The organism is Collimonas rhizosphaerae, assembly GCF_038896935.1.
Classification (GTDB): Bacteria; Pseudomonadota; Gammaproteobacteria; order Burkholderiales; family Burkholderiaceae_D; genus Collimonas; species Collimonas rhizosphaerae.
In genome coordinates this window covers 1-7,010 of sequence record NZ_JBANDC010000042.1, presented here as the reverse complement: position 1 = coordinate 7,010, position 7,010 = coordinate 1, and the positions used below count along the sequence as shown (strand labels likewise).

Here is a 7,010-nt window from a genome sequence, read left to right as displayed (position 1 = left end):
GCGCGGTAGGCGTCCATGCCGGAAATTGCCGCGGTCCTGGAAAATTCTGCGGGGGCCGGAAAAATGCGGGTTTCCTGACCAAAGGTTTCGATGTTCGCCATGCTGTCTCCTGCTTTTAATAGTTGACGCTAAACATAAACTTTTACACTTACTCAAGCCTTACGTTGCAAGATGCTAACGCTACCAGAGCCTCTCAGTCGGTTATCATCGCACATTCAGCTCATTCCTACAGCCACCTACAGCCCATGCAACACACAAAATCTTATGCCTACCTGGCGCTAGCCATGATGCTGGTAGGCGCCAATATCGGTTTCGGCAAGGCCATCATCGCCGTAATGCCGGTACTGGTGTTCGGCTTGCTGCGCTTCGTGATTGCCGTGGTCGTGATGGCGCCGCAATTCTTCAAGGCCGCGCCGCGTCTGCAGCGCCACGAATGGCTGACCTTGTTCGGCCAGGCGTTCTTCGGCACCTTCCTGTTTACACTGTGCATGCTGTACGGCGTCCAGCACACCACCGCGACCGCCGCCGGCGTCATCACCAGCACCCTGCCGGCGGCGGTGGCGATCCTGTCGCGCCTGATCCTCAAGGAGCGGCTGCAGCCGCGCACCCTGGCCTCGATCCTGCTGGCGATCGCCGGCATCGCCGTACTCAACCTGAGCAAGAGCGGCAGCGGCGACGGCGGCCAAGCGCCGCTGTTGGGCAACCTGCTGGTGCTGGCCGCGGTAGCCTGCGAAGCCACTTACGTGGTGCTCTCCAAGCGCTTGACGCAAACCCTGTCGCCGATGCGCATCACCGCCTACAGCCATCTGTTCGGCCTGCTGCTGATGCTGCCGTTCGGGCTGACCGCAGCCCTCTCCTACGATTTCAGCCAGGTCACGCCCGGCATGTGGCTGCTGATGCTCTGGTACGCGCTGGCGGCCAGCGTGATCGCGTTCTGGCTATGGTTGACCGGCACCAAGCACGTGCAGGCTAACGTCGCCGGCATCTTCACCGCCCTGATGCCGCTGGCGGCGGCTTTCATCGGCGTGGTGTTCCTGCACGAGAGCCTGAGCTGGGGCCATTTCGCCGCATTGGCGCTGGTATTGGCCGGGATTGCGGTGGCCAGCTGGCCGCAGCCCATGAAAACCGCCCAAGAAGTGTAAAATAGCGACGCTTTCCCCTTCCCGACAATTCCAATGAGCAACATGCAAGCATCCGCGCCAAAAAAAACCATCGGCGTCCTGCCGAACCTGATTTTCATGAGCCGCTGGCTGCAACTGCCGCTGTACCTGGGCCTGATCCTGGCGCAATGCGTCTATGTATTCCATTTCTGGGTCGAACTGACCGACCTGATCGGCGCCGTGTTCGGCAATGCGGCCTCGCTCGACCACATCCTCGACGTCGTCACGATCGACGGCGCGGTGCGCCCGACCAAGCTGACCGAAGCCACCATCATGCTGGTGGTGCTGGGGCTGATCGACGTCGTCATGATTTCCAACCTGCTGATCATGGTGATCGTCGGCGGTTATGAAACCTTTGTTTCGCGCATGAACCTGGAAAGCCATCCGGACCAGCCGGAATGGCTGTCGCATGTGAACGCCTCAGTGCTGAAGGTGAAGCTGGCGATGGCGATCATCGGCATTTCGTCGATCCACTTGCTGAAGACCTTCATCAACGCCAATGCCTACGATGTCAAGACGCTGCTGGCGCAGACCGGCATCCACATCACTTTCCTGCTGTCGGCGCTGGCGATCGCCTGGTGCGACCGCATCATGACGGCGACCCAGAACCAGGCCAGCCAGGGCCATTGATTCCAGCTGTATCCGCACCACCCATTTCCTGACCTTTGACCGAGCATCTTAAAGAGATACGCCATGACCACCCTAGCCACCCTGACCACGATCAAGCAAGAAGATCTCATCGAGTCGGTAGCCGCTGCGCTCCAGTACATCAGCTATTACCATCCCGTCGACTATATCCAGCACCTGGCGCGCGCCTATGAGCAGGAGCAGAACCCTGCGGCAAAAGACGCCATCGCCCAGATCCTGACCAACTCGCGCATGTGCGCCGAAGGCAAGCGGCCGATCTGCCAGGACACCGGCATCGTCAACGTGTTCCTGAAGATCGGCATGGACGTGCGCTTCGAAGGCTTCAAGGGTTCGATCACCGACGCCGTCAACGAAGGCGTGCGCCGCGGCTACCTGAACCCGGACAACATGCTGCGCGCCTCGATCGTGGCCGACCCGCAGTTCGAACGCAAGAACACCAAGGACAACACGCCGGCCGTGGTGCACATGGAACTGGTGCCAGGCAACACAGTGGACGTGCAGATCGCAGCCAAGGGCGGCGGTTCGGAAAACAAGACCAAGTTCGTCATGCTCAACCCTTCCGATTCGCTGGTCGACTGGGTCATGAAGACCGTGCCGACCATGGGCGCCGGCTGGTGCCCGCCAGGCATGCTCGGCATCGGCATCGGCGGCACCGCGGAAAAAGCGATGCTGATGGCGAAGCAGGTGTTGATGGAAGACATCGACATGTACGACCTGCTCAAGCGCGGCCCGCAAAACAAGACCGAAGAACTGCGCATCGAGCTGTTCCAGAAAGTGAACTCGCTCGGCATCGGCGCGCAAGGACTGGGCGGCCTGACTACCGTGCTCGACGTCAAGATCATGATGCACCCGACCCACGCAGCATCGAAGCCGGTGGCGATGATCCCGAACTGCGCCGCCACCCGCCACGGCCACTTCGTGCTGGACGGTTCCGGCCCGGCCTACATGGAACCGCCGTCGCTGTCGGAATGGCCGGAAGTGCACTGGGTGCCGGATACCGAGAAATCGAAACGGGTCGACCTGAATACCCTGACCAAGGAAGAAGTCGCTTCGTGGAAACCGGGCCAGACCCTGCTGTTGAACGGCAAGATGCTGACCGGCCGCGACGCTGCGCACAAGCGCATCCAGGAAATGCTGGCCAAGGGCGAAAAGCTGCCGGTCGATTTCACCAACCGCGTCATCTACTACGTCGGCCCGGTCGATCCGGTGCGCGATGAAGTGGTGGGCCCGGCCGGCCCGACTACCGCGACCCGCATGGACAAGTTCACCGACATGATGCTGGAACAGACCGGCCTGATTTCGATGATCGGCAAATCGGAACGCGGCCCTACCGCGATCGAATCGATCAAGAAACACAAGTCGGCTTACCTGATGGCTGTCGGCGGCGCCGCCTACCTGGTGTCGAAGGCGATCAAGTCGGCCCAGGTGCTGGGTTTTGCCGACCTTGGCATGGAAGCGATCTACGAGTTCGACGTCAAGGACATGCCGGTCACGGTGGCGGTCGATTCCAACGGCATCTCGGTGCACAACACCGGACCCAAGGAATGGCAGGAAAAGATCGCCCACGCAGCGCTCTCGAAGATCCCCGTCACCGCCATCTGACCGTCCGGTTCCGATAGATGAGCGGCGACACGCAAGCAATGCCGATGGCGCAGCACGCGCCCATCGGCATTTTCGATTCCGGCATCGGCGGCTTGTCGGTGCTGCGCCATATCCACCAGGACCTGCCGCTGGAAGACCTGCTGTATTTTGCCGATTCCGCCTATGCGCCGTATGGCGACAGGTCGGAAGCGGAGATTTCCGCGCGCTCGCTGGCGGTGACCCAGTTCCTGCTGCAGCAAGGCGTGAAGGCGCTGGTAGTGGCTTGCAACACCGCCACCACCGCCGCCATCAAGGCGATCCGCAGCGCTTACCCGGCGTTGCCGGTGATCGGCATCGAACCCGGTCTGAAGCCGGCCGCGGCGCACAGCCGCAGCAAGATTGTCGGCGTGCTGGCTACCAAGGCCACCTTGCAAAGCGCGCGGCTGCTGGCGCTGCAAGAGCAGATCAGCGCGGCCAGCGGCGTGCATTTCGAGCTGCAAGCCTGCGTCGGCCTGGTCGACCAGATTGAAAAAGGCGAATTGCGCTCGGCGCAGACCGCGCTGCTGCTGCGCCGTTATATCGCACCGCTGCTCGCGCAAGGCGCCGACACCCTGGTGCTGGGCTGTACCCACTACCCTTTTGTGCGCCCGCTGATCGAGGAAATCGTGGCCGAGCTGGCGTCCGGACCGGTAACCATCATCGACACCGGCGCCGCGGTCAGCCGCCAGCTGGCCAAGGTCCTGGCTGAAAACGGACTGCTGCAGGCCGCACCGCACAGCGGCTGGGTAAGCGCCTTCACCAGCGGCAGCGAGTCGGCCATCAGCATCCCGTTCGCCCGGCTGCTGCAACTGCAGCCGCCGGTATCGACGGTAGCCGCAATCGCCCAGCCGGCGGGAATTTCATAATTAACCGTTATTTGATTTGCCAGGCGGCAGGTTACTTTGTATAATAGCCAGCTGCCTTAGTGCTGAACAAGCATGGCAGTTCAGTAGTACCGCAATGGTGGCTGTAGCTCAGTTGGTAGAGTCCAGGATTGTGATTCCTGTTGTCGCGGGTTCGAGTCCCGTCAGCCACCCCAAAGAATTCAATAAAATCAAGTAGTTAGAATAACGCTTGATTTTAATTATCGTGAAATTGACAACAAAATTCACGATATGACAAAAAAGCCCATCCATTCGGTGGGCTTTTTTGCGTTTGTCCGGGTTAATTGACAAAATCTGTCTCGGCGGAAAATAAAAATAGAACGTTAGACTTACCGGACAGTCCATTCAGGGCGAACATCATCAGCATGCGCATTTGAGACCAACCTGCCAACTACACAGAAAGGCTCCAAATGAAATTCAGCTTACTCCTGGCCGCTTTGGCGATTTCGATCACCGGGTGCGCAACCTCCCCCGTTTCGATCAACGAAGTGAAGTCCGTAGCGATGGAACGCGTGTTCCGCCCCGACGCACTGCCGCTGGCAAACAATGCCCGTGCGGTATTCGTAAGGGATAACGGGGTCTCCGGCGGCGGCGGGTATCAGCATCTGTACATAGACGGAAAAAAAGCGGCCTCGCTGAACCCAGGTGAAAAAGTGGAGTTCATGCTGCCGCCGGGCCAGCATGTTTTTGGCGCCACTCCAACAGATGGCTCCGCCACATATTCCCTCAACACAGTCGCGCAGGATCTCAAAGCCGACAAGACCTATTTCTACCGCCTGCAAACGGCAGGGAGTTCCTCCCGCACCGCTCTGCAGCGATTCATCCCTGACTATCAGTAACGCGGTAAGGCGTTGCGTTTTATGATCCCTCTTTGCTGTGATGCCAGTAGAGATATGCCAGGCCGACAGGTGCGATGAATATCGCCAGGCTCCAGCAAATCGCCATGGTCACCAGCTTCACAAAAAGCAACAGCAGAGCGTGGGTCAGGAACACGTTCCGGCCCATGATGAAATTCACGATGTTTTCGTAAACAAAGCGGGAATAAGGGTAAAGCAGAGTGCTCGCTACAAGAAAAACAATCATTGCCGCTTGCATCGAATGATTTCCTTTGCTCGACACAAAAAAATACAGAGCGGGGAAAATCAGCCCGAACACAAATTGGCGAAAGTAATATTGAGGCGACAGCCCTCCGAAAGTTTTTGCGATGACTGGATGCATGCCGATTTTTCTCCGTAGTTAAAATTAAGTCATTTTTAAATTTCGTTCGATCTCCGGCAAGGCATCAAGAGCAGCAAGTCGCATTTCCACCTGCTGGGCTTGCTTGATGTGCTGGGGATTGCGAAGATCGAAGATGTCGCCCACGGCGATGACGATGGAGCCGTGACAGTTGGGCAATGAGATAACTTCGGCGGCTTCAGGGATATCTTGAGGTTTTAAGACTTTGGGAACAAAGCCCATCCACCCGAGGAACCGGGGATAGGGGAAGGGGCTGAAATCGAAGCTGTACTGATCAGTGCCGCGTTCGCCATCTTTCCTAGGAAGCTGCTCAACATCAAGCGATGCAAATTCAATGGACGCGGGATTCAGATGCAACACCGCGTTGAGAATGCTTTTCATCCGCTCGGTGAGCCTGCTTGGCCAGGCGAGATCGGGTGTACGGATATGTAGCTGAATTCTCCCCCCACCCGGTTTGAATCTCAGTGTACAAATACCTTCCTCTGTATCGTAGGCTTTCTCATCCATGGCGCTGGTCAGCGTTACTTCAAACCCAAATGGATATTCAGGCAATATCCCGATTGCAGACCATGCCCTGATGTGTTCAGCCAAATCATGCCTGGCTCGTGCCAGAAATTGAACAGAGTCAGACACGGCTACCAGACGACCTTTTTTACCTGGAGTGACGTACCACTCAGGGATCGGCAGAAATGGGCGTATGGCGGCGAGAAGCTGAGTCAACCTTTCATGGCCCTCTTCCACGGATAAGGACTCTTCTTTTACAGTGAAAGTAAAGCTGATATTCATTGAATACCTCGCAAATGGGATGGAACGGCACGTGTCGGACATCCATCGCTGGGATGCCAGATTTTTTTGTCGCTACTTCATAGGACTTTAAGACTTCAATAACGAAGCAAGGCTACGCTGAAATTACCCCTCAAAATCAGGCTCAATCCCCGGCGAAGCATCGATATCAACTAGTCGCATTTTCACTTGCTGGGCTTGCTTCATGCCCGGATGTTTGTTACAGGCCATCAACCCCGATTGACTAGGCGGATCTGCCGTTGCGATAATTCTGATTTAAGGGCGCCATCCTACGTTGCGGGCGGGCCGGAAATATAGGAAAAGTCTTAAAATTTTGCGAATCGTGAGGTGGCATCACGGACTCCTCTCAATCGGCTTGCACTGAGGGTGATTGTGGTTCGCGCTACATACGTCGGCTTACCGTGTTACTTATTAACCACGTTAATATTTTTAAGTCGTTTAAGCTGAGTTGCCCCCCAATACTGATATTTCGCAATTACCAGATTTATCAAAGCGCGTGCCTTCATAGGCTAAAAGCACGCCACAAGAACCGTTTTCAAGACTTGCAATGACAGTATCTACGGGGTGCGCCTTACCGCGCTCGCAGAATACCCACGATTCGTTACCCTAGAAATTCCAGCGCACTCCGCCATTCGCAGCCCAGCCACGCAAGCCGGCG

7 protein-coding genes and 1 tRNA gene are annotated in these 7,010 nt (G+C 57.2%); 6 read left to right on the top strand and 2 right to left on the bottom strand.

What is annotated here, in order from left to right; translation table 11 throughout:
• Positions 1-245 precede the first annotated feature (245 nt).
• The 6 genes from V8G57_RS26155 to V8G57_RS26130 all read left to right on the top strand — a co-directional run bounded on the left by V8G57_RS26155 (position 246) and on the right by V8G57_RS26130 (position 5,151).
• A complete protein-coding gene (locus V8G57_RS26155; protein ID WP_342831961.1) occupies positions 246-1,142 on the top strand; it encodes a DMT family transporter in 897 nt (298 codons plus the stop codon).
• A 33-nt stretch (positions 1,143-1,175) separates the two neighbouring features.
• Positions 1,176-1,790 (top strand): YqhA family protein, encoded by a 615-nt coding sequence (locus V8G57_RS26150; RefSeq protein WP_342831959.1) that lies wholly within the window; start codon positions 1,176-1,178, stop codon positions 1,788-1,790.
• Between the two features lie 81 nt (positions 1,791-1,871).
• Positions 1,872-3,410 carry a FumA C-terminus/TtdB family hydratase beta subunit gene (locus tag V8G57_RS26145; protein ID WP_144741784.1) on the top strand — a complete coding sequence of 513 codons (1,539 nt, stop codon included), beginning with the start codon at positions 1,872-1,874 and terminating at the stop codon, positions 3,408-3,410.
• Between the two features lie 17 nt (positions 3,411-3,427).
• Entirely contained in the window at positions 3,428-4,294 is an 867-nt protein-coding gene (gene murI / locus V8G57_RS26140; protein WP_342831957.1) for a glutamate racemase, read from the top strand.
• A 97-nt stretch (positions 4,295-4,391) separates the two neighbouring features.
• Positions 4,392-4,467 (top strand) — tRNA-His (locus tag V8G57_RS26135).
• Positions 4,468-4,722: 255 nt separating this feature from the next.
• On the top strand, positions 4,723-5,151 hold the full coding sequence (locus tag V8G57_RS26130) for a hypothetical protein (RefSeq protein ID WP_342831955.1): 429 nt from the start codon (positions 4,723-4,725) through the stop codon (positions 5,149-5,151).
• Positions 5,152-5,170: 19 nt separating this feature from the next.
• Here V8G57_RS26130 and V8G57_RS26125 read toward each other — a convergent pair whose 3' ends face one another.
• Together V8G57_RS26125 and V8G57_RS26120 are read right to left on the bottom strand one after the other, a co-directional pair.
• A complete protein-coding gene (locus tag V8G57_RS26125; RefSeq protein WP_342831953.1) occupies positions 5,171-5,530 on the bottom strand; it encodes a hypothetical protein in 360 nt (119 codons plus the stop codon).
• Positions 5,531-5,554: 24 nt separating this feature from the next.
• Positions 5,555-6,334 carry a hypothetical protein gene (locus V8G57_RS26120; RefSeq protein WP_342831951.1) on the bottom strand — a complete coding sequence of 260 codons (780 nt, stop codon included), beginning with the start codon at positions 6,332-6,334 and terminating at the stop codon, positions 5,555-5,557.
• Between the last annotated feature and the right edge of the window lie 676 nt (positions 6,335-7,010).